The following is a 25,332-nucleotide window of genomic DNA, read 5'->3' as shown; positions in this document are numbered from 1 at the left end:
CGATCCGGGTTGCGCAAACGGGCCGGGTTGTAGCCCGATCCGGCCGGCGAGCACAGCCCGTCGCATCGTCGCGGCGCAGGGGGGAATTGTCGGCGGGCGGTTGCGTGGAGAACAAAGGAGGTCCATCATCTGGGGCGCGCGAGGGCGGAGTCCGCAAGATGTTGCAAGACCTTCAGGAAATGGCGGGCGCCGCCTGGGCTGACGCTACGGCGTGGCATGCCGGGCTGGGCCTGGCCGGGCAGGGCTGGGTGGCGGCGGCGCTCGGGGCCGCGGCGGTCGCGGCGCTGGGATTGCGGCCGCTGGCAAGGCGCGCGGCCCGCGCGCAGGCCGACGCCGCGGAGGCTCGCCGCGCTCTCGCCGCCGCCGAAGCGCGGGCCGAGCGGCTCGCCGCCGCCGAGGCCGAGGCCGCGGTCCTGCGCAACCGCCTCGGCGACGCCGCCGAGGCCCGCGCCGACCTGACCGCGGAACTGGAGGGCGAGCGCGCCGCCCACGCCGCCCGCCTCGATGAGCTGCGCCGCGCCGAAGCCGCGGCCGAGCGCAAGTTCGCCGCCCTCGCCCAGGAGGCGCTGGGCCGCAACGCCGAGAGCTTCCTGAATCTCGTATCCGAACGGTTCGAAAGCCATCGCCAGACCGCGACCGCCGAGCTGGACGCCCGCCGCCTCGCCATCGAGGGCCTGGTGAAACCCGTGGCCGAGAGCCTAGGGAAATTCGAGGCCGTGGTGGGGGAGCTCGAAAAGGCCCGCGCCGGCGCCTATGCCGAGATCCGCGAGCAGGTCGCCGCCCTCGCCGCCGGCCAGAAAGGGCTGAGCGCCGAGACCGGCAAGCTCGTCCAGGCCCTGCGCGCGCCCCAGACCCGCGGGCGCTGGGGGGAATTCCAGCTTCGCCAGGTCTTCGAGATGGCGGGGATGCTGGAACATGTGGATTTCGCGCTGGAATCGGGCTTCGACACCGATGAGGGGCGCCGCCGCCCCGACGCGCTGGTGCGCCTGCCCGGCGGCAAATGCGTGGTGGTGGACGCCAAGACCCCGCTCGACGCCTATCTGACGGCGCTGGAGGCGACGGACCCGGACGCCCAGCGCGCCGCCCTCGCCCACCACGCCCGCCAGTTGCGCGGCCATGTGCGGATGCTGGGCGGCAAGGACTATTGGCGGACCCTGCCGGAGACCCCCGATTTCGTGGTGATGTTCGTGCCGGGAGAGGCCTTCTACGCCGCCGCCATGGCCGAGGATCCCGGCATATTCGAAGCGGCGCTGGAGGCGAAGGTGCTGGTCTGCTCGCCCACCACGCTGATCGCGCTGATCAAATCGGTGGCCTATGGCTGGCGGCAGGAGAAGCTGGCCGAAAGCGCCGAGGCCGTGGCTCGCGACGCCCGCCTTCTGCATGACCGCCTGTCCCGGTTCGGAGAGCTGATGGACGGCGTCGGCCGCGGCCTGAAGGGCGCGGTAGAGAAGTACAATGCCGCCGTCGGCAGCCTAGAGACCCGCGTGCTCCCCGCCGCCCGCCGGTTCGAGGCCGCGGGGGTGCTGGAGAAGGGCGCCGACCTGCCCGCGCCCGCCCCGGTGGAGACCGCGCCCCGCAGCCTTGGCGCGCCGGAGTTCTCCGGCGGCTACGCGGGGGAATAGGAAAGGGGGGGCGGCCGCGCCGGGGCATCGAGCCCCGACCCGCCCGCGGCTCGCTTCGCGATCCGGGCGCCCGGACGGCGCAGCCGGACGCGGGGCGGAGGGGGCTCGACGCCCCCTTCGGCCCGCCCCCCCTTCAAGTCCCGCCGCTCAAAGCGTTTCGTGGGTCCCGTCGCAAAGCGGCGCCGCGCCGGTGTGCTTGCAGCCGCAGAACCAGACCTCGCCGTCCTCCGCCGCCGTCCACTTCACCGGCGCCAGATCCGACCCCTTGTGCGACCCATCGCAGAAGGGCTGTTTCGCGGACCTGCCGCAGGCGCACCAGAAATAGGTCCTTCCGGCGGCGACCTCGACTCCGTAAGGGGCCTTCTGGGCGATGACGGGGGCGTCGGAGGGCGTGTCGGTCATGGCGTGGCGGCTCCTGGCGTGTGGCTGGGATGGGCTCTCCCCTGATCCTAGCCCCGCCGTTCCCAAGGTCGAGCCCTCTTCCCCCGCCGCCCTGAAAAGGCGCGCCACGAAAAAGGGCGGCCGAAGCCGCCCCTTTCCCCATCCATGGCGCGGGCGAGACCGCGCAGGTCGGACCGCGCGGATCAGAAGCGGATCGCCTTGGCCTGGGTCACCTGCGGCAGCGCCAGGATCTGGTCGACCATCGGCTGCGTCACCGGCTCGTCCACGCCGAGCAGCGCGATCGCCTCGCCGCCCTTCTCCGACCGGCCCAGCGCGAAGGTGGCGATATTGATCCCCAGCTCGCCCAGCTTGGCCCCCAGCGCGCCGATGAAGCCCGGCACGTCGTTGTTGGTGGTGTAGAGCATGTTGGGCAGCGGATCGGCCTCGAGGTCGATGCCCTTGATCTGGATGATCCGCGGCTTGTTGTCGGAGAACACCGTGCCGGCGATGGCGCGGGTCTGCTTCTCGGTGGTCACCACCAGCCGGACGTAGGAGCCGTAGGCGCCCTGCGCGTCCTTGCGGGTCTCGGAGATCTTGATGCCGCGCTCGCGCGCCACCACCGGGGCCGAGACCATGTTGACCCCGCCCTCGCCGACCAGCGGCTTGAGCAGGCAGGCCACCAGCGTCGCGGTCAGCGGCTTCTGGTTCAGCTGGCCGACGCGGCCGACATATTCGATGTCGATCGACTTGATGGCGTTCTCCGTCACCTGGCCGGCGAAACCGCCGAGGCTTTCGCACACCGCGATCCAGGGCTTGAGCAGCGGGGCCTCTTCGGCCGTCACCGACGGCGCGTTCAGCGCGTTGGAGATCGCGCCCTTCATCAGGTAGTCCGACATCTGCTCGGCCACCTGCAGCGCCACGTTCTCCTGCGCCTCGTTGGTCGAGGCGCCCAGATGCGGGGTGCACACGCAGTTGGGGGCCGAGAACAGCACGTTCTCCTTGGCCGGCTCCTCGGCGAACACGTCGAAGGCGGCGGCGGCGAGATGGCCGGACTTCAGCGCCTCGGCCACCGCTTCCTCATCCACCAGGCCGCCGCGGGCGCAGTTCACCAGCCGCGCGCCGGGCTTCATCTTGGCGATGCGCTCGGCGGACAGGATATTGGCGGTCTGCGGGGTCTTGGGCAGGTGCAGGGTGACGAAATCGGCCTTGGCGAGCAGGTCCTCGACATCGTCGAACTTCTCCACCCCCAGCTCCTGCGCGCGCTCGGCCGACAGGAACGGGTCGTAGGCGGCGACCTTCATGCGCAGACCCAGCGCGCGGGAGGCGACGACCGAGCCGATATTGCCGCAGCCGATCACGCCCAGCGTCTTGCCGGTGATCTCCGAGCCCATGAATTTCGACTTCTCCCACTTGCCGGCGCGGGTCGAGGCGTCGGCTTCCGGGATCTGCCGGGCGCAGGCGAACATCATGGCGATGGCGTGCTCGGCGGTGGTGATGGAATTGCCGAAGGGCGTGTTCATCACCACGATGCCCTTTGCGGACGCGGCGGCGATGTCGACATTGTCGACGCCGATGCCGGCGCGGCCGATGACCTTTAGGTTGTCGGCCTTCTCCAGCAGCGCCGCGGTGGCCTTGGTGGCCGAGCGGATGGCGAGCCCGTCATAGTTGCCGATGATCTCGGCGAGCTTCTCGGGGTCCTTGCCCAGCGCGGGCTGGAAGTCGACCTCGACCCCGTTGTCACGGAAGATCTGGACGGCGGCGTCGGACAGGGCGTCGGAAATCAGAACCTTGGGCATGGTTCGCTCCTTTGGGGGAAGCGCCCCGGCGCGGATGGCGGCCAGGGGCGGGCCCTCGGGGGGGCCGTTATGCGGGGGGATGGCGCGCCCTTCCCCCGCGGGGAAGGGCGTTCAACGGGATCAGGCGGAGGCGAGCTCGGCCTTGGCGGCGGCGAAGGCCCAGTCGAGCCAGGGCGTCAGCGCCTCGACATCGGCCGTGTCGACCGTGGCCCCGCACCAGATGCGCAGGCCGGCCGGCGCGTCGCGATAGCCGTTGATGTCCAGCGCGGCGCCCTCTTTCTCCAGCATCGTGACCATCTTCTTCACGAAGGCCCGCTGTCCCGCGTCGTCGAGCGCGGCGACCGCCGGATCGACCACCGAGAGGCAGACGGAGGTGTTGGACCGCGCCGCCGGATCGGCCACGAGGTTCTCCACCCAGTCGGTCGCGTCCACCCAGGACTGGATCGCGGCGAAGTTGGCGTCGGCGCGGGCGCGGGTGGCCGCGACGCCGCCGAGTCCCTCGACCCATTCCAGCGCGTCCAGCGCATCCGCCACGCAGAGCATGGAGGGGGTGTTGATGGTCTCGCCCTTGAATACGCCCTCGATCAGCTTGCCGCCCTTGGTCAGGCGGAAGATCTTGGGAAGGGGGCGCGGGGGGACGTAGGATTCCAGCCGCTCCACCGCGCGGGGCGACAGGATCAGCACGCCGTGCCCGCCTTCGCCGCCCATCACCTTCTGCCAGGAGAAGGTCAGCACATCGACCTTGGCCCAGTCGATGTCCTGCGCGAAGGCGGCCGAGGTCGCGTCCACGAAGGTCAGCCCGGCGCGGTCGTCGGGGATCCAGTCGAAATTCGGGATCTTCGCGCCCGAGGTGGTGCCGTTCTGGGTGAAGCAGATGTCGGCGTCCGCAGTCCGCACCTGCGCGAAGTCCGGCAGCACGCCGTATTCGGCGGTGATCACCCGGCAATCGTCGAGCTTGAGCTGCTTGGTCGCGTCGGTGGCCCAGCCGGCGCCGAAGCTTTCCCAGGCCAGCATGTCCACGGGGCGCGCGCCCAGCATCGACCACATGGCCATCTCGAAGGCGCCGGTGTCGGAGGCGGGAACGATGCCGACCTTGTAGCCCTCGGGCACGCCCAGCAGGGTCGCGGTCAGGTCGATCACCTGCTTGAGCTGCGCCTTCGGCCCGGAGGCGCGATGCGAGCGGCCCAGCCACGCCTTTTCGGCGACGGCGGTCAGCGACCAGCCGGGACGTTTCGGGCAGGGACCGGAGGAGAATTCAGCACGCGCAGGCAGAGCCTGCGGCTTTTCGGGGAACGTCATGAGACGCGCTCCATCGTCAGGGCGAGATAACTGAGCCGCCACCGCTCGCCCTTACCCGGTGACTGGCCCGCAGCCCCGATACGCCTGCGGGCGGAGTCGGTCAAGCGGGAAACGGCGTCGGGCCTGAAGGTCGATGCGTCGTATTCGAGCGGCCGCCCCGGCCGCCGCGCCCGGGCCCGCCGGCCGGCCGCAGGGGCCCGCCTCGCAGGGCGAGGCGCGGGGCGCAGGGGGCTCGACGCCCCCTTCGTCCCGTCCTCCCGGCCCGCGCCGCTTCAGGCCGCCTGCGCCGCCTCCGACACCGCGGCGCAGATGTCGTCCACCACCGCCTCGACCAGGCCGGCGTCCTCGCCCTCGGCCATCACCCGGATCAGCGGCTCGGTGCCCGACTTGCGGATCAGCACCCGGCCCGAGCCCTCCAGCCGCGCCTCGCCCGCCGCGATCGCCGCCTGCACCGCGCCCAGTTCCAGCGGCGCCTGCCCGGCGGCGTAGCGCACGTTCTTCAGGACCTGGGGCAGGGGCTCGAACCGCTTGCAGGTCTCCGAGGCCGGTTTCCCGTCCTCGACCAGCGCGGCCAGCACCTGAAGGCCCGCCAGCAGCCCGTCGCCGGTGGTCGCATGGTCCGACATCACGATATGGCCGGACTGCTCGCCGCCCAGATTGTAATTGCCGCGCCGCATCGCCTCGACCACGTAGCGGTCGCCGACCTTGGTGCGCAGCAGGCGCACGCCGATCTCGTCCAGCCGCCGCTCCAGCCCCAGATTGGACATGACGGTGGAAACCAGCGCGTCGCCCTTCAGCACCCCGTCGCGGCGCCAGCGCTCGGCGATCAGGGCCATGATCTGGTCGCCGTCCACCACGGTCCCGGTCTCGTCCACCACGATCAGCCGGTCCGCGTCGCCGTCCAGCGCCAGCCCCACATCCGCGCCATGGGCCAGCACCGTCTCGGCGCAGGTCAGCGGATAGGTCGACCCGCAGCGCTCGTTGATATTGACCCCGTTGGGCGCGACGCCGACCGGGATCACCTCGGCCCCCAGCTCCCACAACACCATCGGCGCGGTGCGATAGGCGGCGCCGTTGGCGCAATCCACCACCACTTTCAGCCCGTCCAGCCGCAGCGCCCGCGGAAAACTGCCCTTGGCGTTCTCGATATAGCGCCCCAACCCGTCGTCGATGCGCTTGGCCCGGCCCAGCCGGGGCGCGTCCACCAGATCGGGGGGCTGGTCCATCATCGCCTCGATCGCCGTCTCCGCCTCATCCGACAGCTTGTAGCCGTCCGGCCCGAACAGCTTGATGCCGTTGTCGTTGAACGGGTTGTGCGAGGCCGAGATCATCACCCCCGCATCCGCCCGCAGGCTTTTGGTCAGCATCCCCACGCCCGGCGTCGGGATCGGCCCCAGCAGGAACACGTCCACCCCCGCCGACAGGAACCCCGCCGTCATCGCCTGTTCCAGCATGTAGCCCGACAGGCGGGTGTCCTTGCCGATCACCACCCGGTGCCGATGCCCGCCGCGCCGGAAATGCACGCCCGCCGCCTGGCCGAGCCGCAGGGCGATCTCGGGCGTCATCGGGTGGGCGTTGGCGCGGCCGCGCACCCCGTCGGTGCCGAACAGCGATCTGGTCACGGGCGGTCCTCCGGCCTCTTGCGGTCGGCGGAGCCTTCCGCCGCCGGTCCCTCCGCGGTAGCCGAGCGGGGCGCGCGGGTCCATAAGCCGGAGCCCCCGCGGGCGATAAAACTTTTCTGAACTGTGAAATCATCCGTGAAGCTCAGGACGGGTGTGATTTATTGCATTCCCCAAGGCGCGCCCCTACGTTGCGTTGCAGTAGAGATCGCAATGGGGATTCCCGCCATGGCCAAGGCCTTCAAACCGCAGGTTCTGACCGGCAATGCGCTGCATGGCGGCGAGTCGGTCTGGTGGACCGGCGCCCGCTGGTCCGACGACTTCGCCGACGCGATGGCCGCCTCCACCCCGGCGGAGGTCGAGATGTTCGAGGCGCTCGCCGTCGCGCCCTTCACCCAGGGCCTCGTCGTCGGCGCCTACCTGGCCGAGGTGCGGCAGACGCCCCAGGGCCTCATGCCCGCCACGCGGCGCGAGGCGATCCGCGCCGCGATGCGCCCGACCTTCGACTACATGGCCGGCGCCGAGGAAGCGACCCGCGCGGCCTGACCGCCGCGCCGCGCCGCTCCCCTTCGGGAGGCCAGCCTCCGCCAGCCCGTTCCCCGCGCGGCCCCGCCCGCGCAGATCCGCGCCCCCGACGCCGCCTCCGCGGCGGGTCCGGGCGCCGAGGACCCGCACATGTATCGCTACGACGAATTCGACGCCAAGATCGTGAACCAGCGCGTCGCCCAGTTCCGCGGCCAGGTCGAGCGCCGTCTCACCGGCGCGCTGACCGAGGACGAATTCAAGCCGCTGCGCCTGATGAACGGCCTCTACCTGCAGCTTCACGCCTACATGCTGCGCGTGGCGATCCCCTACGGCACGCTCTCGGCCGCCCAGATGCGCCAACTCGCCATGATCGCGGAGCGTTACGACCGCGGCTACGGGCATTTCACCACCCGTCAGAACATCCAGTACAACTGGCCCAAGCTCGGCGACATTCCCGACGTGCTCCAGCATCTCGCGGATGTGGAGATGCACGCCATCCAGACGTCGGGGAACTGCATCCGCAACACCACCTCCGACCCCTATGCCGGCGTCGCGCGGGACGAGATCGAGGATCCGCGCCCGACCTGCGAGCTGATCCGGCAATGGTCCACCCTGCACCCGGAATTCACCTTCCTGGGCCGAAAGTTCAAGATCGCCGTCACCGGGGCCGAGACCGACCGCGCCGCCATCCGCGTGCATGACATCGGCATCCAGATCGTGCGCAACGCGGAGGGCGAGATCGGCTACCGGATGTTCGTCGGCGGCGGTCAGGGCCGCACCCCGATGATCGCGCCCGTCATCCGCGATTTCCTCCCGCGCGAGGACCTGCTGCCCTGGCTGGAGGCCGCGCTGCGCGTCTACAACCTGCACGGCCGCCGGGACAACAAGTACAAGGCCCGCATCAAGATCCTCGTCCACGAGATGGGCGCCGACAACTACGCCCGCGAAGTCGAGGAGGAGTTCGCGCGCATGGATCGCGACGTGCTCACCCCCGACGCCGAGGAGCTGGCCCGCATCGACGCCTATTTCGCCCCGCCGGAATACGCCGACCTGCCGGCCGAGAGCGCCCGGCTCGCGGCCGCGAAGAAGGCCGACCCCGCCTTCGCCCGCTGGGTCGACCAGAACACCGTGGGTCACAAGACGCAGGGCTACGCCATCGCGGTGATCTCGCTCAAGCCCATCGGCGGCGCGCCGGGCGACGCCACGGCCGAGCAGATGCGCGCCATGGCCATCGCGGCCGAGCGCTTCAGCCTCGACGAGCTGCGCATCACCCATGAGCAGAACGTGGTCCTGCCTTATGTGAAGCTCGACGACCTGCCCTCGCTCTACGCCCTGCTGAAGTCGCAGGGGCTGCACGCGGCCAATCTCGGGCTGGTCACCGACATCATCGCCTGCCCGGGGCTGGACTATTGCGCGCTCGCCACCGCGCGCTCCATCCCCGTCGCCCAGGCGATCGCGGAGCGGTTCGCGGATGAGGACCGCCAGCGCCGGATCGGGCCGCTCGCGCTCAAGATCTCGGGCTGCATCAACGCCTGCGGACACCACCATGTCGGCCATATCGGCATTCTCGGGCTCGATAAGGCCGGGGTGGAATCCTACCAGATCACGCTGGGCGGCGCGCCGGGCGAGGACGCCTCGGTCGGCGAACGCACCGGGCCGGGCTTTTCCTACGAAGACGTGCCCGACGTGATCGAGAAACTGGTCGACCGCTACCTGGAGATCCGCCAGCCGGGCGAAACCTTCCTCCAGACCTACCGCCGCGCCGGGATGCCGGCTTTCAAGGAGGCGATCTATGCCGCTGCTTGATGCGAACGGACCGATCCCCGAGACCTGGGTGAAGCTGGCCGAAGGCCAGGCGGCGCCGAAGGGCGAGAAGGTGATCCTGGAGGAAGCCCGCCTGCGTGAGGAAGGGGCCCCCAGGGGCGTCTCCGCGCTGGGCGTGATCGTCGGCCCCGACGCCGACGCGCGCAGGATGGCCGACCTGCTGCCGACCCTGTCGCTGGTGGCGGTGCGCTTTCCCAGCTTCGCCGATGGGCGCGGCTTCTCCATCGCGCGCCGCCTGCGCGGGCTGGGGTTCCGCGGCGAGATCCGCGCCGTGGGGCCGGTGATCGCCGACCAGTTCCCGATGCTGCTCGCGGTCGGGGTGGATACGGTCGAGATCCCCGAGGCCATGGCCGCCCGCCAGCCCGAACCGCAATGGCGCGACGCCAAGGAGGCGGTGAGCCTCAGCTACCAGTCGGGCCTGACCCGCGGCGCCGTCTCGATCTTCGAGGCCCGCCGGGCGGCGCGCGGAGAGGCCCGCGGCCCCCGCGCCGACAAGGCCGCTCCCGAGACGCCGGAGCAGATGGCCGCGCGGCTCAACGCCAAATACGCCGGCGCCACGGCGCAGGAAGTGCTGCGCGCGGGGATCGAGAAGGAATTCCGCGGCGGCATCTCCATGGTCTCGTCCTTCGGGGCCGAATCCGCGGCGCTGCTGCACATGGTCAGCCAGATCGACAAGGCGACCCCGGTGCTGTTCCTCGAAACCGGGATGCTGTTCCCGGCGACGCTCGCCTATCAGCAGGAGCTGGCCGAGCATCTGGGCCTGACCGGCGTGCGCCTGGTGCGCCCGGACCACGCCCAGGTGAAGGGCGAGGACCCGGACGGCGACCTGCACAAGGACTACGCCGACAGCTGCTGCGACCTGCGCAAGACCCGCCCGCTGGAGCGCGCGCTGGCCCCGTTCCAGGCGTGGATCACCGGCCGCAAGCGGTTCCAGACCGCCGACCGCGCCGACCTTCAGCTGTTCGAGGCCGACGCCAACGGCCGCATCAAGCTCAACCCGATGGCGGAATGGGACGCGGCCCGGATCTCGGAATACATGGACGCGCACAGCCTGCCGCGGCACCCGATGGTCTCCGAGGGCTTCCCGAGCCTCGGCTGCGCCCCCTGCACCACCAAGGTGAAGCCGGGCGAGGATCCGCGGGCCGGGCGCTGGCGCGGGTCGGACAAGACCGAATGCGGCATCCACATCGTCGACGGCCGCGTGGTGCGCGGCGCCCCGCAGGCCGCCTGATCGCGGGGACGGAGGGCGGGGGCCAACCCGTCCTCGCCGCTTCGCGCAGCCATGCCGCTCAACGGCGCGGTCCCTCCCCGGGGGCCGCGCCGTTCTCGTTTCCGGCGCCCCCGGCCCGGTTGCGCCGCCCCGCGCGCCGGGCGAGGGTCGCCGCGACAAAGCCGGCCGGCGCAGAACGGCCGAGCAACAAACAGGAGGAACCCCCATGCCCGAACCGATCCCCGCGCGCACGCTCGCCATGCGCTCGACCCTGACCGCGGGGGGCGAGCTGCGCCTCGGCCTGCATGAGGTCGACCTGCCCGCGCCCGGTCCCGACGACGTGGTGGTGCGGGTCGAGGCCTCGCCGATCAACCCGTCCGACATTCTCGTGCTGCTCGGCCCCGCCGATCCCGCGGACCTCAAGGCGGCGGAGATCGACGGCCGCCCCGGCCTGGTCGCGCAGGTCCCGGCCGAGCGCATGGGCGCCATGGGAACCCGGCTCGACCTGCCCCTGCCCGTGGGCAACGAGGGCGCGGGCGAAGTCATCGCCGCCGGGGTCGGGGCCGCGGCGCAGGCCTTGCTGGGCCGTCGCGTGGCGATGCGCGGCGGGGGGATGTATGCGCATCACCGCACCCTGCGCGCCGCCGACTGCCTGCCGCTGGCCGATGGCGCGGACCCCGAGGAAGGCGCCGCGGCCTATGTCAACCCGATGACCGCGCTCAGCTTTCCCGAGGTGATGCGCGCCGAGGGCCACAGCGCGCTGATCCACACCGCCGCCGCCTCCAACCTGGGCCGGATGCTGGTGCGCATCTGCCGGGCCGACGGCGTGGGCCTGGTCAACATCGTGCGCTCCGAGGCCCAGGCCGAGATCCTGCGCGCCGAGGGCGCCGAGCATATCTGCATCTCCTCCGCCCCGGATTTCGACGCGAAGCTGGAGGAAGCGGTGGCCGCGACCGGCGCCACCCTGGCGTTCGACGCGGTGGGGGGCGGCGATCTCGGCGGCCGGATCATCAACGCGATGGAGCGGGGGCTGGCCAGGGACAAGCCGTGGAGCCCCTACGGCACCTCGGTGAAGAAGCAGGTCTATCATTACGGGCTGCTGGACGAGGGCCCGATCGTGATCCCGCAGGGCATGGGGCTGTGCTGGGGGGCGGGGGGCTGGCTGCTGACCAACTTCCTGGCCGCCGCGGGGGGCGAGGTCGCGGCACGGCTGCGCGCCCGGGTGGCGGCGGAGCTGACCACCACCTTCGCCAGCCGCTACACCGCCCGCGTGTCGCTGGCCGAGGCGCTGGACCCCGAAACCGCCCGCGCCTGGGCCCGTCGGGCGACCGGTGAGAAATACCTGGTCCGTCCCGACCGCGAGGTCTGAGCCGGGCTCTGATCCCGACTCTGGTCCCGGCCCTGATCCCCGCGTCGGGGCGGGCGTCGGGGCCGGCTTCGGGCCGGGCGGCGCGTCCAGCCGCGCGCCGCCTGCGCCGTTCCGCCCGCGCCGCGGGGCGACGGGGGCGCCTTCGGCCCGGTCTCCACCCTCGCCACGGGTGCGCGCGCCGCGGGCGGAGCCGGGACGCCGGGCGCGACGGTCGACGCGGCGCCCGGTTCCGGGGCCCGCCCCCCCCCGTCTGCCGCCTGCCGCCTGCCGTCAGCTGCGGTCGCGGATCGAGCCGACGATCAGCTGCAGGATCGACCAGGCCAGCAGCAACGTCACGAAGATCGCCAGGGTCCAGGTGATGCGCAGCGGATATTCCGGCTCCTCCGACAGGGTCGGCTGGATATGGGTCGCCAGATAGCGCTGCGCCCGCCGCGCATCCGCCCGCGCCGCCTCCAGCGAGGACTGGGCGGCCACATACATCTGCGTCGCCAGCTCCAGCTCCACCTGAAGCTCTTCCTGGGCGCCGGCGGCCTCGGCCAGCGTGTCGCGGGCCAGGCCGGGGAGACGCTCGCCCGACCCCGCCCCCTGCGCCTCCGGCAGGGTCGAGATCCGCGCCTCCGCCTCGGCGATCTGGGCGTCCAGGCTCTCCACCCGCCGACGCAGGGCCGACAGGGTCGGGCTGTCCCGGCCCAGCAGGCCCTTGCGGCTGTCATACTCCGCCTGCGCCTCGGCGCGGCGTCCGCGAAGCTGGCCGATCAGCTGCATCTGCTGGGTGATGTCGCCCGAGATGTCCGCCGTGCCCTGGCCCGAGCGGAAGGCCTGCAGGGCCACCCGCGCGGTGCGGATGCGGGCCTCGGCCTCCACCAGGTCGACCTGCGCGAAGCGGATCGCGTCCTGCCGCGCCCCGGTGCTGAGCCCGTTGATCAGAAGCTCGCTCTCGGCCAGCGCGGCCTCGGCGAGGGCCTTCGCGTCGCCGGGCCGGAAGGCGCGGACCTCGACATAGATGATCCCGCTCGACGTGTCGTAGGACACCGTGGCCGCCCGGTTCCAGTAGGCCACCCGCTCCTCCACCGTGCGGTCATGGCCGAGCGAGAACAGCCAGTCCGCCTCGGGCCGGTTGTAGACCTCGTCCAGGTCCACCCGCTCGCCGATCAGCTCCACCAGGGGCTGCGACTGGAGATATTCGAACAGCATCTGGCTGTCGCCGGCGGTGGAATCCGAGGCCCCGCCGAACAGCTCCGTCACCGGCGAGGGCAGGGTGCTGTCGAGGCTGCGCACCGCGAAACTGACCTGGGAGGCGTATTGATCCGCCGCGACCACGTTGAGATACCAGCCCGCCAGCGTCGCCGGCGCCGCGACCAGAATGATGAAGGACAGCCACAGCCGGACCTGTCCCCAGAAGCGCCGGCGCCGGGCGCGGGCGACGATCTGGTCGGACTGCACGTCGACGACGACCGAGCGCTTGCGGCCCCCGCCGCCTCCCCCGCCGGAACCGCCGCCGCCGGAACCGCCCCCCGCGTTCGAGCCGGCCTTCGGGCGGGCGTTCGCGCCGCGTCGGGCGACCGCGCCGCCGCCGCCGCCGGAGCTTTCTTCCGCCTCGGCCTCGGCCGCGGCCTCGCGTCGGGCCAGCCGGCGCTCGCGGCGCTTGGCCTGGCGCGCGGCCTCCTCTTCGGGCGACAGCTCCTCGGCGTCCTGGGCGTCGTTCCCGCCGCCGCCCGCGCCCGCGCCCGCCTGGGGGTTGCTCTCGTTCCGGTCCATCTCAGATCATTCCCCGACGCGCCCCGCGGCGCCGTTTCATCCGCGCTTTCACCTTCGCCGCCTCGCGGCGCCGACGGCGGCCGCGCGGCCCGCCGTCCTCCTCGCGCGACATGCGCATGTTCTCTTCGTGCCGGGCGATGGCTTCCTCAAGGTCGTCGTAGACCTCGACCCGCCCGTTCTCCAGCACCATCCCGCAATTGCAGTAGTCCCGCAGCTGCCCGATGGAATGCGAGACCATCACCACGTTGGAATGGGTCAGCTTGCGCTCGAACACCTGGCGGCTTTTCAGGCGGAAGTTCTTGTCGCCCACGGCGGTCAGCTCATCCACCAGATAGGTGTCGAAGGCGATCCCCATGGACACGCCGAAGGCCAGCCGCGCCTTCATGCCCGAGGAATAGACCCGCACCGGCTGTTCCAGGTAGGCGCCCAGCTCCGCGAAGTCGGAGACGTAGTCGGTCAGCATCTCCGCGTCCACGCCGTAGATGCGGGCCACGAAACGCAGGTTCTGCGCGCCGGTCATGTCCCGGTGGAACGACCCGGCGAAGCCCAGCGGGAAGCTGACCCGGCAATGCCGCAGGATGCGCCCGCGATCCGGCTTGATCGAGCCGGCGATCATCGACAGCAGCGTGGATTTCCCCGCCCCGTTGCGCCCCAGCAGCGCCAGCGAGCGGTTGCGCGGGATGGTCATGCTCAACCCGTCCAGCACCGTCTTGACGCCGCCCTTGATCGGGTAGGCCTTGGAGACGTCCTGAAGCTCGATCACCGTTCCGCCAGCCTCTCGTCGTAGCGTTTCAGCAGGATCAGCCCGAAGAACACCGACACCAGCCCGATCGCGAACGGATATTCCAGCGAGTTGATCGCGGGGTGATAGACCGGGTAGACGCCCTCGCGGAAGGCCGAGACCACGTGCACCAGCGGGTTCCAGGCCAGCAGGTCGCGGATCTGGGTGGGCATGCTTTCCGGCGTGAAGAAGATGCCCGAAATCAGGAACAGCGGCCGGTTGACGATGCTGAACACCTGCTCGTAGGTCGGGAAGATGTGGAACAGCACCGCGTTCATGAAGCCCGCGCCGGCGGCCATCAGCGTGGCCGCCCCGACCGCGGCGGCCAGCAGCGGGAAGTTCAGGCTGACGGGCTCGTCGGTCCACCAGATCGTGATGCTCAGGATGATGACCGCCACGAACAGGTTGGTCAGCGTCTGCAGCAGCAGCCGCGCGACCAGGGCGTCATAGGGGGTGACGTTGGGATATTGCAGCAACGAATAGTTGTTGCGCACCGCCGTCGACATCTGCTGCGAGGTGACCCGGTAGAAATTGAAGCTCAGATATCCGGTGGCGAAGAACATCATGAAGCTCTGCCCGATCTCCGGCACCCGCGTCAGGATCGAGAAGGCCATGGAGATGATCAGGATCATGCCCACCGGCTCGGCCACCGCCCAGAAATAACCGCCGGTGGCGCGGCCGTAGCGGGCCGACATCTCGCGCATCAGCAGGGCGCGGACCACGCGCAGATGCACGCGCAGCGGCGAGGGGTCGGTGGTCAGGACCGGCGCGGGGCCGGATTGGGGCTCGGTCGGGCTCGCCATGCGAGGGCGGTCTCCTGCTGGCCTGCGCCGGGGCGCGCGGCGGCGGGGGGCCGGGCGGAGGGCGCTGCGCGTCCCATCCTGCGCCCGGCGCACCGCGCCCGATAGCACATTCGGCGGCCGGAAGGCGAGGCGCGGCGGCCGCGACGGATGCGGCGGCGCGGGCGCCTCGGGGGCCTTCGCGGACCGGGCCGGAGGCGACGTCGGGCAGGGGGCGGGGGGCGGCGCGCGCCAGCCGCGGCGCCGGTCCGGGCCCGGGCGCCGCATGTGCTGCGAAGCCGGCCGGGACACGCAGGGGGCCTGCTGCAGTTGCGAACCGCCATGTTTCTGAACTGTAATGAAAATGTCGCGTTCTGCGGCGGATTTGCGCAGCGCACCATTGGTCACGCTGCAGTCACGTCAATCCTGCGAAACAGTGAGAACTTAACCAGATTCGGAGATTCGGCCGTGCCCGCCCGCCAGACCCTGAGCCTCGCAGCCTTCGGTTTCGCCGTGGCCGCCATCCTGTCGGTCTCCGCCATGGCGGAGACCGACCTGAGCGCTCCCGCCGACAGCCTCCTGTTCGGCGATCCCGCGCCCGTCGTTTCGTCCGCCGCTTCGCCCGCCGCTTCGTCCGCAGCCCCGAGCCAGGGCGACGCCGCGACCCTCGGCGCCTGGCCCTGCGTGGAGGCGCCGGGCTGCGACCGGCCGGCGCCGACCGGCTACGCCATCTCCGCCCTGCAGCTGGAGACGCCGCCGGCCGCGATGGCCGAGGCCGCCGCCGTGCCGCTTCCCGCCGCGCTGACCCTGCTGGGCTTCGCCCTGTCGGGAACCGCGCTGGGCCTGCGCGCCCGCCGCCGCAAGGGCTGAGGGCTCCTCCCGCCTCCCGGCCCCCGCCTTCCACCCGGCCCCCGCCTCGCCTTCCCCGTCTTACCCCGCGTCGCGTCGCCCGATTGCGCGCCGCGGGTTGCCTGCGCGGCCCGGGCGATGCACAACCCGGGTTCGCCGCGCGCCCATCGCGCGCGGGACCGCGATGCGCGCGCCCCCGGCGCCGCAAGGCGGACAGTCTGCGGACGGGGAGAGGCTGAACATGCGGGCTTGGATGATCGGCGCGGCCATCGTGCTGGCGGGCTGCACCTCCATGCCGATGAGCGGCCCCACCATCGGCGCGATCGAAACCGCGGCGCTGGAGTCCGACAGCACCCTTCAGCCCTTCGCCTTCGCCGCGCTCACCCCCGAAACGCTCGAGGTCCTCGACCGCCGGCGGCGGGAGCCGCCCAGCGACCTGACCCGCGGCGGCGGTCAGAACTTCCAGCTCAAGGTCGGCGACGTCGTGTCCGTCACCATCTGGGAGGCCGTGGAGGGCGGCGTCTTCTCCGGCAACGGCATGGGCAACCGCGCCTCCGGCCTGCCGCGCCAGCGCATCGGGGATTCGGGCGCGATCTCGGTCCCCTATGCCGGCCGCATCCGCGCCGCCGGCCGCACGCCCGAAGCCGTCGCCTCCGCCATCGTCACCGCGCTGGAGGGCAAGGCGATCGAGCCCCAGGTGCTGGTGACGCTGGACACGTCCCCGGTCTCCGCGGTCACCGTGATCGGCGACGCGCTGGGCAAGGCCGGCCGCATTCCCCTGGCCGGCGTGGGGGAGCGGGTGCTCGACGTGCTCGCCACCGCCGGCGGCGCCTCGATCCCCGCGCACCAGGCGCTGGTGCGGCTGACCCGCGGCGACGCGCAGGCCGAAACCCACCTGTCGCGGATCCTGCGCGAGCCCGCCCAGAACGTGCGCGTGATGCCCGGCGACGTGCTGACCGTGATGAACTCGAACGAGAGCTACTCGGTCATGGGCGCCGCCAACCGCCCGCGCCGCATGTCCTTCTCCGCCGAAATCATGACCCTGGACGAGGCGCTGGCCGATGTCGGCGGGCTGCGCGACAGCAGCGCCAGTCCCTCCGCGGTCTATGTGTTCCGCTACGAGCCGACCGAGCTCGCCCGCCAGCTGCCTCCGGTTCCGGACATGACGCCGGAGGGGCGCGAGCCGCCCTCGGCCAGCACCTCGGCCGGCCTGATGTCGCCTGTGGTCTACAATCTCGACCTGTCGGATCCGGGCTCGTTCTTCCTGGCGCGGCGCTTCGTCGTGCAGGACGGGGACATCATCTACGTGGCCAACGCCGACTTCGCCAATGCCCAGAAGGTGTTGCGGGTCTTCGCCTCGGTGCTGACCCCGGCCGCGGCGACCCTGCGGCTGATCAACGACATCAACTGATCCGACGGGCGGGGCCGGGGCGGGTCCGGGGGGGGGGCGTCCCGGCCCCGCCCGCCCGCGCTCAGGCCCCGGTCAGGTCCGCTTCGCGCGGGCGCACCGGCAGGCGCGGGGGGACGGGGACGAAGGCGCCCAGCGCGTTGACCCGACCCTCCGCCACACGGGCCACGATCTCGGCCTTCGCCCGCGCCCGGCCCGTCGGCTCGTAGAACGACCCCTTCACCTGCGCGGAGGCCGCCAGCGCCAGCGCGAAATCCTCCGCCAGCTGCGGGTCCACCGGCTCGGGCGCCGTCCAGAACCGCGCGAGCGGCCCCTGATGGGTCAGGCCCGGCATGTCATAGACCGCCGCCCCCAGCGCCAGCGTCGGGCGCAGCGCCCGGATGGCGTGCAGGCCCACGGTGGAGTTGACCGAGACCACCCCCTCCGCCTGCGCGATCAGCGCGTCCAGCGCGCCGCCGTCGATATGATCGACCCGGTCGCCCAGCCCGTGCGCCGCCGCCGCGCGGGCCACGGCGCGGGGCCAGTTCTCCAGCCCGTTGTCGAGCGGGTGCAGCTTGAACAGCAGCCGCTGCGCCGGCCCGGCATGGCGGGCGAAGGAGGCGACGATCTGGTCGATGGCCTCGCGCAGGCTGTCATAGGGGGCGTTGTCGCGAAGCTGGTAGTCCGATTCCACCTGCAGCGCGACCAGGTGGAACGGGGCCTCCCCGGACAGGTAACGCGCCTCGACCTTCTCCGCATGCCGGTCGCGGGCGCCGACCCGCAGCAGCTTGGGGATCCAGCCCACATAGTCGGTCAGCGCATGGTAGCGCTTGTCCATCTGGTAGAAGGGATAAGGCCAGCAGAACAAGGCGTTGGCCAGGTTGAACAGCAGCTCGTCGCGGGCCTCGCGCACAAAGCTGTGGCCGTGGCGGGTCTCCAGCTCGGCGTCGGTCTCCTGCGCGCGGGCCGCCGCGGCGATGGCGCGGATCGCGTCCGGGTCGTCCGGAAAATGCGAGAACGCCCCCATCCCGCGCCGCTCCAGCGTCAGCCAGTCGGGACGCAGATAGCCGAACTCGACCGCGTGGCAGGGGATGCCGAGCCGGTCGGCCTCCTCCGCCGCGATGACGTGATAGGGCAGGCGGTCGGCGTAATAGAGCACGTCTGTGATCCGCTCACGCTCCAGATGCGCGGCGATCCAGGCCCGCCAGCCCGACAGCGTGCCGCGGTAGTCGGCGGCCCCGGGGCGGCGCCACATCAGCCGGTCGGCGGTGGACAGGTTCACCCGCAGCGTGGCATGGCCCTGCGCCTCGAACTCGGCCGCAAGCTCGGTCCAGAACACCGTCGGCGGGCCCTGCAGGAACAACGCGCGGCGCGGCGCGCGCGGGGGCGTGCCGTCGGGCGGCCCGTCGGAGGGGCCTTCGGCGATCTGCGTCTCGGCCTGGCTGCCCACGGCGGCTGGTCCTCTCACGATGCGGATGATCGACAGGCGGGCTAGGCTGGGGGCCGGAGCATGTCAACCCGCCCCCCCGATCGCCCCCCCATCGCCTCTCCGGCCGCGGCCCCGGCTCGCGCCTGCGGCGGAGATTGTGTAGACCGGACGGGCGCCCGACCGCCGCTCCATCCGGACCCTGTATCCACCGTGACCCGCTTGCCCTCGCCCGCCCCGCAGACCCGCCCCGCGCGGCGGTTCCTGATGCTGCACGGGCCGTCCTCGCTGTTCTTCCCCCGCCTCGCCGCGGCGCTGGAGGCGCGGGGGGCCGAGGCGCATCGCATCCACCTTTGCCCCGGCGACGCGCTCTACTGGGGCCGCCGCCCCCGCGGCCGGTCCTATCGCGGCGACGCGGCGGGCTGGCCGGCGTTCCTGGCCGACATGATGGCGCGCGAGGGGATCACCGACCTCGCCCTGCTCGGCGACAACCGCCCCCGCCACCGGGAGGCCGTGGCCCTCGCGCGCGCCACCGGCGTCCGGGTCCACCATGTCGAGCTTGGCCTCGTGCGTCCCGACTGGCTGACCATCGAGCCCAACGGCGCCGGCCCCGCCCTGCCGCTGCCCGAGACGCCGGAGGCCATGGCCGCGCTGGCCCGCGCCGAGCCGCCCGAGGAACGTCGCCTCTTCCCCCCCAGCTTTCCCGAATACGCGGCGCTGGACGTGGTCTGGAACCTCTCCAACCTGCTGGTCTCCTGGGCGACGCATCCGCATTACGAACGTCACGCCACCTGGCACCCGACCGCCGAATGGGCGGGGTTCCTGTGGAAGCTGGTCCGCGCCCGGCGCGACCGGGCCCATGCGGCGGCGGTGTGGGAGGCGTGGGGCGCAGGCGACGCGCCGCTGTTCCTGCTGCCCCTGCAACTGCGCACCGATTTCCAGATCCGCGTCCACGGTCCCGACCCCGACCTGCGGGTGACCATGGCCGGCGTGATCCGCGACTTCGCCCGCAACGCCCCGCCCGAGGCCCGGCTGCTGGTCAAGGAGCATCCGGGCGACAACGGCATGACCCCCTGGCGCCGCCTGCTGCGCGCCGAGGCCGCCCGGCACGGGGTCGAGCCGCGGGTCGAGGTGATCGACGGCGGCGATCTCAACGCCATGCTGGACCGGGCCGCGGGGGTGGTGACGGTGAATTCCACCGTCGGCCTCTCCGCCCTGCGCCGCGGCGTGCCGGTCAAGGCGCTGGGCCGGGCCGTCTTCGCGCGGGAGGGGATGACCGACCCGCAGCCGCTCCGCGGGTTCTGGCGCGCGCCCATGGCCCCGGACGCGGCCCGGGTGGCGGACCTGCTGGGCGCGCTGGGCTGGGCCACGCAGGTCCGCGGCGGGTTCGAAGGCGCCGGCGTCACCGCCGGCGCCGCCGCCATGGCGGAACGGATGCTCGCCCCCGCCCGCCTGCCGGGGGAGGCGAGCCGGGCGGCCTGGCCCCGCCTCAGCGGCAAAGCTCGAACGTCATGTTGACCGAGGCCGAGAGCGTCTGCTCCCCCTCCGCGATCGGCATGTCCTCCATGGCCGAGGCGGCGCGGGCGAACATCGGGCGCGGCATCCCGCCCCCGCCGCCGTCCGACATCTCCAGCACTTCGCCCAGCCGCAGCCCCGCGGCCTCGGCCATGGCTGCGGCCCGGTCCATGGCGTCGCGCACCGCGCCGGCGCGGGCCTCCTCCATCAGCGCGTCGGGCTCCGAGACGTCGAGGCTGATGCCCGAAACCTCGGTCGCCCCCGCCGCCGCCGCCGCGTTGACCACCGCCCCGAAGCGCGAGACGTCGACCAGCGACACCCGCAGCCCGTTCGCCGCGCGCCAGGCCACGACCTTGGGGGCCTGGCCCTTCTGGGCGGGCTCGCGGACCGGGTGGAGCGAAACCTCCGAGGTCTGCACGTTCGCGCCCTCGATCCCCTCGGCCTTCAGCGCGTCGAGCATGGCCTGGGCCTGGGCGGCGGTCCCGCTCAGCGCCTCGGCGGGGGACGCGGCCTCGGTCTCGGTGCGCAGGTTCACCCGCAGCAGGTCCGGGGCGGCCGAGGCCTCCCCCTGGCCGGTGACCGACAGCCGCCCCGCGCAGGCCGACGCGGTGTTGGCGGCGGCGTTGGAGCCGGAGCCGTTCTGGGCGACGGCGAAGCCCGGCGCGGCGACGGCCGTCAGAGCGATCGCGGCGGCAAGCGGGCGGAGGAACGGGCGGGGCATGGATCGTCTCCTGCGAAGGATCTCGGAGCGGCGCAGCTAAGCCCCGATCCGCCCGGCCGCGCGGCGGCGGCGAGGCGATTTCGGGGCGCGGTCAGAGTGGCCCTCAACATGCCCCTCCTCCGCCCGCCGCGAAACCCCCGGAACGCGAACCGCCGCGCCCCGGGGGGGGCGCGGCGGTTGTCCGTCTTCAGGCGGCAAGAGCCGATCCGGCCCGGCGCCCGATCCCCCCTGCCGGAGGTCGTCAGCCGGTCATGCCGTCCCAGAAGGATTTGACGCGGCTGAAGAAATCCGAATGGCCGGGCGAGTTGTCCTTGCCCGCCTCCTCGAATTCCTTGAGCAGCTCCTTCTGGCGCGCGGTCAGGTTGACCGGGGTCTCCACCGCCAGTTCCAGGTAGAGGTCGCCGCGACGCCCGCCGCGCAGGCTGGGCATGCCCTTTTCGCGCAGGCGCAGCTGCTTGCCGGCCTGCACGCCGGCGGGAACCTTCACCCGCGACCGGCCGCCGTCGATCAGCGGCGCCTCGATCTCACCGCCAAGCGCGGCGGCGGTCATCGGCACCGGGATGCGGCAATGCAGGTCCACGCCCTCGCGCTCGAAGATGCTGTGGGCCTCGACCTCGATGAAGATGTAGAGATCGCCGTTCGGCCCCCCCATCACCCCGGCCTCGCCCTCGCCGGCCAGGCGGATGCGGGTTCCGGTCTCCACCCCCGCGGGGATGTTGACGGTAAGCCGGCGCTCCTTCGTCACGCGGGTCGCGCCGTTGCAGGTCTTGCACGGGTTCTTCACCACCTGGCCACGGCCGGCGCAGGTCGGGCAGGTCCGCTCGATGGTGAAAAAGCCCTGCTGCGCCCGCACCTTGCCCATGCCCGAACAGGTCGGGCAGGCGGCCGGCTGGGCGCCGCCCTCGGCGCCGGTGCCCGAACAGGCCTCGCACTGGACCGAGCCGGGGACGGTGATCGTCTCCTGCTTGCCCTGGAAGGCCTCCTCCAGCGTCACGCGCAGGTTGTAGCGCAGGTCCGACCCCCGCGAGGCCCCGCCGCGCCGGCGCTGGCCGCCGCGCTGGCCGCCCATGAACTCGCCGAACAGGTCCTCGAACACGTCCGAGAAGGCCGAGCCGAAGTTGGGATCGCCCTGGCCGCCATGGCCCGGACGGAAGCCGCCGCCGCCCCCCGGTCCGCCGTTCTCGAAGGCGGCGTGGCCGAACTGGTCGTAGGCCGCCTTCTTCTGCGGGTCCTTCAGGCAGTCATAGGCCTCGTTGACCAGCTTGAACTTGCCCTCGGCCTCCGGGTCATCCCGATTGCGGTCGGGATGGGTGGCCTTGGCCTGGGTGCGGTAGGCCTTCTTGATCTCTTCCTCGGAGGCGCCCTTGGCGATGCCGAGGACCTCGTAGAAATCGCGTTTCGACATGCGTCGCGTCACTCCCGTTTGGCCCGGCCCGTGTCGCGGGTCAGCGTCGCGTCCTGCGGAGGTGCCCGCCGGAGGTTCGGAAGGAGGGCCTGTCGACCGTCCCCCCGGCTCATTGCGGGGTCAACCGCCGCGCGGTCGCATTCGCCGCCCAGGGGCGGGGCGCGCCGGAAAAGGACCGGGGCCGGTCGCGACGCGGCCCCGCCCCCCGGATCGGGAGACGGGGCCGCGCATCCGCGACCGGTCCGGTCCGGACCGGCCGTCAGCGTCAGCCGGCCTTGCGGCCGTCGTCCTTCTCTTCGGTGAATTCGGCGTCGACGACGTCGTCCTCACCTTCGGCCTTGGCCGGACCGCCTTCGGGCGCTTCGGCGTCGGTCGGGCCTTCGGCCTCGGCCTGGGCCTTGTAGATCGCCTCGCCGAGCTTCATCGACGCTTCGGTCAGGGCCTGGGTCTTGGCCTTGATGTCCTCGGCGTCGGCTTCCTCGGCCTCGATCGAGGCCTTCAGCGCGGCGACCGCGGCGGTGATCTCGGCCTTCACCTCTTCGCCGGCCTTGTCGCCATGCTCTTCCAGCGACTTCTCGGCGCCGTGGATCAGGCTTTCGGCGTGGTTCTTCGCCTCGACCACTTCGCGGCGCTGCTTGTCGGCCTCGGCATTGGCCTCGGCGTCCTTGACCATCTGCTCGATGTCGTCATCCGACAGACCGCCCGAGGCCTGGATGGTGATCTTCTGCTCCTTGCCGGTCGCCTTGTCCTTGGCGCCGACCGACACGATGCCGTTGGCGTCGATGTCGAAGCTGACCTCGATCTGCGGCATCCCGCGGGGCGCCGGGGCGATCCCTTCGAGGTTGAACTGGCCGAGGGACTTGTTGTCCCGCGCCATCTCGCGCTCGCCCTGGAAGACGTTGATCGTCACCGCGGTCTGGTTGTCGTCGGCGGTGGAGAACACCTGGCTCTTCTTGGTCGGGATCGTGGTGTTGCGGTCGATCAGCCGGGTGAACACGCCGCCCAGCGTCTCGATCCCCAGGCTCAGGGGCGTCACGTCCAGCAGCACCACGTCCTTGACGTCGCCCTGCAGCACGCCGGCCTGGATGGCGGCGCCCATGGCCACGACCTCATCGGGGTTCACGCCCTTGTGGGGCTCCTTCCCGAAGAACTTGGTGACCTCTTCCATGACCTTGGGCATGCGGGTCATGCCGCCGACCAGCACCACTTCGTCGATCTCGGCCTTGGAGACGCCGGCGTCCTTCAGCGCGTCCGCGCAGGGCTTGAGCGTGCGGGCGATCAGGTCGCCCACGATCGACTCCAGCTTCGAGCGGCTCAGCTTCAGCACCAGGTGCAGCGGCTGCCGGGTCTCGGGGTCCATCGAGATGAAGGGCTGGTTGACCTCGGTCTGGGACGAGGACGACAGCTCGATCTTGGCCTTCTCGGCGGCTTCCTTCAGGCGCTGAAGCGCCAGGCGGTCCTTGGTCAGGTCCACGCCGGACTGCTTCTTGAACTCCTCGGCGAGGTATTCGACGATGCGCATGTCGAAGTCTTCGCCGCCCAGGAAGGTGTCGCCGTTGGTCGACTTCACCTCGAACAGGCCGTCGTCGATCTCGAGGATCGAGATGTCGAAGGTGCCGCCGCCGAGGTCATAGACCGCGATGGTCTTGCCCTCGGTCTTGTCCAGCCCGTAGGCCAGCGCGGCCGCGGTCGGCTCGTTGATGATGCGCAGCACTTCCAGGCCGGCGATCTTGCCGGCGTCCTTGGTGGCCTGACGCTGGGAGTCGTTGAAATAGGCCGGAACGGTGATCACGGCCTGGGTCACGGTCTCGCCCAGGTAGGACTCGGCCGTCTCCTTCATCTTCTGAAGGATGTAGGCGCTGACCTGGCTGGGCGAATACTTCTCGCCGCGGGCTTCCACCCAGGCGTCGCCGTTCTTGCCCTCGACGATGTGGTAGGGGACCATCCCCTTGTCCTTCTCCACCGCCTTGTCGGTGTACCGGCGCCCGATCAGGCGCTTGACGGCGAAGAGGGTGTTTTCCGGATTGGTGACCGCCTGGCGCTTGGCCGGCTGGCCGACGAGCCGCTCATCTTCGGTGAAGGCGACCATGGAGGGCGTGGTGCGCGCGCCCTCGGAGTTCTCGATGACCTTGGAACTGGTCCCATCCATGATGGCGACGCAGGAGTTCGTGGTCCCGAGGTCGATGCCAATGACTTTCGACATGCGTGTGTCTTCCTTTCGTTCGGCGATCCGCGAGGCCGGGTCCGTAAGCGGCCCCCGCCCTCCATCCCAAGGCGATGCGTCAGGCCGGGCCTTTCGCGTCGCTCGGGCGGGATATAGGCGCCGGGGGCGTGGGCTGCAAGCGATCCGGGCGCCGCTAAGGGTGATGGCGCGCAATGCGCCGCAGGTTTCTTCGAGGTTTTCGCAGGGGGAGCGGCGATGCGGCCGCCGGGCGGGGAAACGGGCGGGTCAGGGCGGCGCCGGCGTCCCCCCGCCCACCCCGTCGCCCAGCCCGTCGCCCATCCCGCCGCCGACCCCGGCGCGGACCTCGGCCAGCGTCGGAACCTCCAGCGCGCAGACCCGGGCCGCGGCCCGGTCGAGCATCGAGCCGTCCTCCGCCGAAGGGCCCGGCCCCGGCGACTCCGGCCGGAGCGCGGGATCCGGCCCCATGGCCTCGTCCAGCGCCCGCAGGTCCTCCATGGTGGCGCAGGCGTCGCGCAGGTCCATGGCGGTGAAGCCGACCACCGCCGCGGCGCCGAGCCAGGGCACGCTCTCGGCCAGCACGGCGCCGGCGTTGCGCGCCGCCCCCCGCGTCACCCGGGCCGAGACCCGCCGCGTCGCCGCGCGCACCGCCGCCCGCCGGGGCGCCGCCGCCGCCGCGCTCGCCGCCGCGCTCCGGGCCGCCACCGTGCCGACCCCCACCGCCGCCAGCGCCCCGTTGGCGGCCGCCGCCACGCCCGAAATCGTCAAGGTCGCCACGTTGAGTCCCAGCATCGCGAGGAACACGATCAGGGTGGAGAATCGCACGACGATGCGGAATACGCGGAACAACAGGGTCAAGGACGGGCTCCTTTCCGGCGCGCCGA

General features: G+C 71.9%; 20 protein-coding genes. 8 read left to right on the top strand and 12 right to left on the bottom strand.

Going from position 1 to position 25,332, the window contains the following annotated elements:
* The first annotated feature begins 158 nt into the window (after positions 1-158).
* Positions 159-1,622 carry a DNA recombination protein RmuC gene (locus tag BLV24_RS08520; RefSeq protein ID WP_245710462.1) on the top strand — a complete coding sequence of 488 codons (1,464 nt, stop codon included), beginning with the start codon at positions 159-161 and terminating at the stop codon, positions 1,620-1,622.
* A 147-nt stretch (positions 1,623-1,769) separates the two neighbouring features.
* On the opposite strand, the gene BLV24_RS08515 is transcribed toward BLV24_RS08520, so the two are convergent.
* The 4 genes from BLV24_RS08515 to glmM all read right to left on the bottom strand — a co-directional run bounded on the left by BLV24_RS08515 (position 1,770) and on the right by glmM (position 6,720).
* A complete protein-coding gene (locus BLV24_RS08515; RefSeq protein ID WP_092680729.1) occupies positions 1,770-2,024 on the bottom strand; it encodes a CDGSH iron-sulfur domain-containing protein in 255 nt (84 codons plus the stop codon).
* Positions 2,025-2,206: 182 nt separating this feature from the next.
* Positions 2,207-3,799, bottom strand: a complete 1,593-nt coding sequence (serA, locus tag BLV24_RS08510; protein WP_092680728.1) for a phosphoglycerate dehydrogenase — start codon at positions 3,797-3,799, stop codon at positions 2,207-2,209.
* Positions 3,800-3,919: 120 nt separating this feature from the next.
* The gene (locus BLV24_RS08505; protein ID WP_092680727.1) at positions 3,920-5,098 is read right to left on the bottom strand and encodes a phosphoserine transaminase; all 1,179 of its coding nucleotides are present in this window, start codon (positions 5,096-5,098) and stop codon (positions 3,920-3,922) included.
* 272 nt (positions 5,099-5,370) lie between these two features.
* Positions 5,371-6,720, bottom strand: a complete 1,350-nt coding sequence (gene glmM / locus BLV24_RS08500; protein ID WP_092680726.1) for a phosphoglucosamine mutase — start codon at positions 6,718-6,720, stop codon at positions 5,371-5,373.
* Between the two features lie 210 nt (positions 6,721-6,930).
* Here glmM and BLV24_RS08495 point away from each other — a divergent pair, with 210 nt between their 5' ends.
* The 4 genes from BLV24_RS08495 (at position 6,931) to BLV24_RS08480 (ending at position 11,645) form a co-directional block, all read left to right on the top strand.
* Positions 6,931-7,263: a DUF2849 domain-containing protein gene (locus BLV24_RS08495; protein ID WP_092680725.1), complete on the top strand. Its 333-nt coding sequence runs from the start codon at positions 6,931-6,933 to the stop codon at positions 7,261-7,263.
* 129 nt (positions 7,264-7,392) lie between these two features.
* Positions 7,393-9,048 carry a nitrite/sulfite reductase gene (locus BLV24_RS08490; RefSeq protein WP_092680724.1) on the top strand — a complete coding sequence of 552 codons (1,656 nt, stop codon included), beginning with the start codon at positions 7,393-7,395 and terminating at the stop codon, positions 9,046-9,048.
* On the top strand, positions 9,035-10,297 hold the full coding sequence (locus BLV24_RS22990) for a phosphoadenylyl-sulfate reductase (protein WP_342707983.1): 1,263 nt from the start codon (positions 9,035-9,037) through the stop codon (positions 10,295-10,297). Before BLV24_RS08490 ends, BLV24_RS22990 begins: the two co-directional genes overlap by 14 nt.
* A 205-nt stretch (positions 10,298-10,502) precedes the next feature.
* The gene (locus BLV24_RS08480) at positions 10,503-11,645 is read left to right on the top strand and encodes an alcohol dehydrogenase catalytic domain-containing protein (RefSeq protein ID WP_092680723.1); all 1,143 of its coding nucleotides are present in this window, start codon (positions 10,503-10,505) and stop codon (positions 11,643-11,645) included.
* 270 nt (positions 11,646-11,915) lie between these two features.
* On the opposite strand, the gene BLV24_RS08475 is transcribed toward BLV24_RS08480, so the two are convergent.
* From BLV24_RS08475 to BLV24_RS08465, 3 genes are read right to left on the bottom strand one after another with little or no spacing between them, the layout of a single operon-like run.
* Positions 11,916-13,403, bottom strand: coding sequence for a KpsE/RkpR family capsule polysaccharide export protein (locus BLV24_RS08475; RefSeq protein WP_092680722.1), 1,488 nt, complete (start codon positions 13,401-13,403; stop codon positions 11,916-11,918).
* Between the two features lies 1 nt (position 13,404).
* Complete coding sequence (locus BLV24_RS08470; RefSeq protein ID WP_218133371.1) at positions 13,405-14,166, bottom strand: ABC transporter ATP-binding protein; 762 nt, start codon at positions 14,164-14,166, stop codon at positions 13,405-13,407.
* Entirely contained in the window at positions 14,163-14,987 is an 825-nt protein-coding gene (locus BLV24_RS08465) for an ABC transporter permease (protein WP_143040264.1), read from the bottom strand. The genes BLV24_RS08470 and BLV24_RS08465 overlap by 4 nt, the downstream gene beginning before the upstream one ends.
* Positions 14,988-15,431: 444 nt before the next feature.
* On the opposite strand from BLV24_RS08465, the gene BLV24_RS08460 reads away from it, so the two are divergent.
* Positions 15,432-15,833 (top strand): hypothetical protein, encoded by a 402-nt coding sequence (locus BLV24_RS08460; RefSeq protein WP_092680720.1) that lies wholly within the window; start codon positions 15,432-15,434, stop codon positions 15,831-15,833.
* A 220-nt stretch (positions 15,834-16,053) separates the two neighbouring features.
* Positions 16,054-17,223: a polysaccharide biosynthesis/export family protein gene (locus BLV24_RS08455; protein WP_176954686.1), complete on the top strand. Its 1,170-nt coding sequence runs from the start codon at positions 16,054-16,056 to the stop codon at positions 17,221-17,223.
* Between the two features lie 61 nt (positions 17,224-17,284).
* Here the strand turns inward: BLV24_RS08455 and BLV24_RS08450 are convergent, their stop codons facing one another.
* Complete coding sequence (locus BLV24_RS08450; RefSeq protein WP_092680718.1) at positions 17,285-18,649, bottom strand: capsule polysaccharide biogenesis protein; 1,365 nt, start codon at positions 18,647-18,649, stop codon at positions 17,285-17,287.
* A gap of 189 nt (positions 18,650-18,838) precedes the next feature.
* Between BLV24_RS08450 and BLV24_RS08445 the strand changes: the two genes are divergently transcribed.
* On the top strand, positions 18,839-20,143 hold the full coding sequence (locus BLV24_RS08445) for a capsular biosynthesis protein (protein ID WP_176954685.1): 1,305 nt from the start codon (positions 18,839-18,841) through the stop codon (positions 20,141-20,143).
* On the opposite strand, the gene BLV24_RS08440 is transcribed toward BLV24_RS08445, so the two are convergent.
* The 4 genes from BLV24_RS08440 to BLV24_RS08425 form a co-directional block, all read right to left on the bottom strand.
* Positions 20,115-20,861 (bottom strand): SIMPL domain-containing protein, encoded by a 747-nt coding sequence (locus tag BLV24_RS08440; protein ID WP_092680716.1) that lies wholly within the window; start codon positions 20,859-20,861, stop codon positions 20,115-20,117. The two genes, BLV24_RS08445 and BLV24_RS08440, sit on opposite strands and share 29 nt — an antisense overlap.
* 241 nt (positions 20,862-21,102) lie before the next feature.
* On the bottom strand, positions 21,103-22,266 hold the full coding sequence (gene dnaJ / locus BLV24_RS08435; protein WP_092680715.1) for a molecular chaperone DnaJ: 1,164 nt from the start codon (positions 22,264-22,266) through the stop codon (positions 21,103-21,105).
* A 265-nt stretch (positions 22,267-22,531) separates the two neighbouring features.
* A complete protein-coding gene (gene dnaK, locus BLV24_RS08430) occupies positions 22,532-24,469 on the bottom strand; it encodes a molecular chaperone DnaK (RefSeq protein WP_092680714.1) in 1,938 nt (645 codons plus the stop codon).
* A gap of 246 nt (positions 24,470-24,715) precedes the next feature.
* Entirely contained in the window at positions 24,716-25,306 is a 591-nt protein-coding gene (locus tag BLV24_RS08425) for a hypothetical protein (protein ID WP_092680713.1), read from the bottom strand.
* Positions 25,307-25,332: the final 26 nt, after the last annotated feature.

The sequence above is a fragment of the Albimonas donghaensis genome (genome assembly GCF_900106695.1).
Taxonomy (GTDB): Bacteria; Pseudomonadota; Alphaproteobacteria; order Rhodobacterales; family Rhodobacteraceae; genus Albimonas; species Albimonas donghaensis.
The sequence above is the reverse complement of the archived record's forward strand: the minus strand, read 5'-3'. Positions and strand labels throughout refer to the sequence as shown.

Bases quoted from the DNA above. Each gene is read 5' to 3' on its own strand.
- BLV24_RS08520 (WP_245710462.1), top strand. From the start codon at position 159: ATGTTGCAAGACCTTCAGGAAATGGCGGGCGCCGCCTGGGCTGACGCT.
- BLV24_RS08515 (WP_092680729.1), bottom strand. From the start codon at position 2,024: ATGACCGACACGCCCTCCGACGCCCCCGTCATCGCCCAGAAGGCCCCT.
- serA (WP_092680728.1), bottom strand. From the start codon at position 3,799: ATGCCCAAGGTTCTGATTTCCGACGCCCTGTCCGACGCCGCCGTCCAG.
- BLV24_RS08505 (WP_092680727.1), bottom strand. From the start codon at position 5,098: ATGACGTTCCCCGAAAAGCCGCAGGCTCTGCCTGCGCGTGCTGAATTC.
- BLV24_RS08495 (WP_092680725.1), top strand. From the start codon at position 6,931: ATGGGGATTCCCGCCATGGCCAAGGCCTTCAAACCGCAGGTTCTGACC.
- BLV24_RS08490 (WP_092680724.1), top strand. From the start codon at position 7,393: ATGTATCGCTACGACGAATTCGACGCCAAGATCGTGAACCAGCGCGTC.
- BLV24_RS22990 (WP_342707983.1), top strand. From the start codon at position 9,035: ATGCCGCTGCTTGATGCGAACGGACCGATCCCCGAGACCTGGGTGAAG.
- BLV24_RS08480 (WP_092680723.1), top strand. From the start codon at position 10,503: ATGCCCGAACCGATCCCCGCGCGCACGCTCGCCATGCGCTCGACCCTG.
- BLV24_RS08475 (WP_092680722.1), bottom strand. From the start codon at position 13,403: ATGGACCGGAACGAGAGCAACCCCCAGGCGGGCGCGGGCGCGGGCGGC.
- BLV24_RS08465 (WP_143040264.1), bottom strand. From the start codon at position 14,987: ATGGCGAGCCCGACCGAGCCCCAATCCGGCCCCGCGCCGGTCCTGACC.
- BLV24_RS08455 (WP_176954686.1), top strand. From the start codon at position 16,054: ATGCGGGCTTGGATGATCGGCGCGGCCATCGTGCTGGCGGGCTGCACC.
- BLV24_RS08440 (WP_092680716.1), bottom strand. From the start codon at position 20,861: ATGCCCCGCCCGTTCCTCCGCCCGCTTGCCGCCGCGATCGCTCTGACG.
- dnaJ (WP_092680715.1), bottom strand. From the start codon at position 22,266: ATGTCGAAACGCGATTTCTACGAGGTCCTCGGCATCGCCAAGGGCGCC.
- dnaK (WP_092680714.1), bottom strand. From the start codon at position 24,469: ATGTCGAAAGTCATTGGCATCGACCTCGGGACCACGAACTCCTGCGTC.